The sequence below is a fragment of the Peribacillus sp. genome (assembly GCF_059453735.1).
On the sequence record NZ_JAZVJO010000368.1, the window covers coordinates 1 to 1,880 of the forward strand.

Below are 1,880 nucleotides of genomic sequence, written 5' to 3' on the forward strand. Positions count from 1 at the left end.
CAACACCGCTCCTGATAAAAATAATCCTATTGTACCCATATAGTGCTTTGTGAAAAGAATACTTTTCACAAATACCCCCTTCTATGATGAATTTTCTAGATGAATTAAAAAAAGAAAAAGCACTCTCCTTCTATTCGAAAGAGAGATGCTCTTATTATCTACTAAAGTTTGTCAATTATTATTATTTGATAATAAGACTAACGATGATAGATGTTAGGATACTTACCAAAGTTGCACCGTAAAGAAGTTTAATACCAAAGCGTGCTACTACATTCCCTTGCTTTTCATGCAAACCTTTTACTGCACCGGAAATGATTCCGATTGAAGAGAAGTTTGCAAATGAGACAAGGAACACAGAGATGATACCAATTGATTTTGAACTTAGTTCTGAAGCGGCTTTCGTTAAGTCTAGCATCGCAACAAATTCATTGGTTACTAGTTTCGTTGCCATGATGCCCCCCGCTTTAACTGCTTCCGCTGCTGGAATACCCATCAACATGGCAAAAGGAGAGAAAATATATCCAAGAATTTCTTGGAAGCTGATTCCAAAGATCATATCGAACAAACCATTGATTCCTGCCATTAAGGCAACAAAACCAATTAGCATCGCAGCAACAATGACCGCTACCTTGAAGCCATCCATAATATATTCACCAATCATTTCAAAGAACGATTGTTTCTCATCGTCTTGAACAACTAAGATATCTTCTTCCTCAGAAACGGTATACGGATTGATAATTGAAGAGATGATGAAACCACCAAATAGGTTGATAACAATAGCTGTAACCACGTATTTGGGTTCAATCATGGTCATATAAGCACCAACGATTGACATAGAAACGGTCGACATAGCAGAGGCACACAAAGTATAAAGACGCTGCTCTGAAAGTTGACCAAGCTGTTTTTTCACTGTAATAAAGACTTCAGATTGACCGACCATAGCAGATGCTACAGCGTTATAGGATTCAAGTTTACCCATTCCATTTACTTTGCTGAGTAAGAATCCGATCCATGTCATAATGAACGGGAGAATTTTTAGGTATTGGAAAATACCGATTAATACTGAAATGAACACGATAGGAAGCAGAACGGTTAGGAAGAATGGAGCTTCTCCCCCATTGGCAAGACCGCCAAATACAAAGTTGACACCTTCTGCTGCATACTCTAAAAGCTTACCGAAGACACCTGCAAATGCCTTAATGACGACATAGCCAAATTTCGTATTCAGTAATAAGAAAGCTAAAACAATCTGGATAACAACCATAATAATAATTGGTTTAAATTTAATTTTTTTACGGTCGCTGCTAGCAAGAAAAGCAAGTCCAAAAACGACAATTAGTCCGAAAATCGCTATTAAATAATTCATGAGGTACCCCCGGTGTATAATTATTAGTTTCTACCTATTACTTAAATATAAAATACCGATATTAAGCTTTCATGTCTGAGGCTGAGAAAGAGCCAGGTAATACTTCTTGGATCGTTGTTTCTACTGTGTCACCTTTTAAATTTGTCAAAAAGATCTTGGTATCGTTATCACTAAATTCAGCAATAACTTGTCGACAAGCTCCACATGGAGAAACGGGTCCTTCTGTGTCTGCAACAATTGCGATTGCTTTAATCTTTCTTGTACCTTCTGAAACGGCTTTAAAAATGGCCGTCCGCTCTGCACAATTTGTTAAACCGTATGAAGCGTTTTCAATGTTTGAACCCTGATACACACGTCCGTCTTCTGTCAGCACAGCCGCTCCAACTTTGAACTTAGAATAAGGTGTATATGCTTGTTTACGAGCCATAATTGCTTCGTTAATTAACATTTGAGCTATGCCTTGATTACGCATGTTTTCTACTACATACAAATCATTTAACACCCACGTTCTTCT

Annotated in this window: 2 protein-coding genes; both read right to left on the reverse strand. The window is 37.6% G+C overall.

Annotation, left to right across the window (positions count from 1 at the left end; all coding sequences use genetic code 11):
• Window positions 1-181: 181 nt before the first annotated feature.
• Window positions 182-1,366, reverse strand: a complete 1,185-nt coding sequence (locus tag AC52RT_RS11925) for a NupC/NupG family nucleoside CNT transporter (RefSeq protein ID WP_495540945.1) — start codon at window positions 1,364-1,366, stop codon at window positions 182-184.
• A gap of 61 nt (window positions 1,367-1,427) precedes the next feature.
• The gene (locus tag AC52RT_RS11930; RefSeq protein WP_495540946.1) at window positions 1,428-1,838 is read right to left on the reverse strand and encodes a cytidine deaminase; all 411 of its coding nucleotides are present in this window, start codon (window positions 1,836-1,838) and stop codon (window positions 1,428-1,430) included.
• Window positions 1,839-1,880 lie beyond the last annotated feature (42 nt).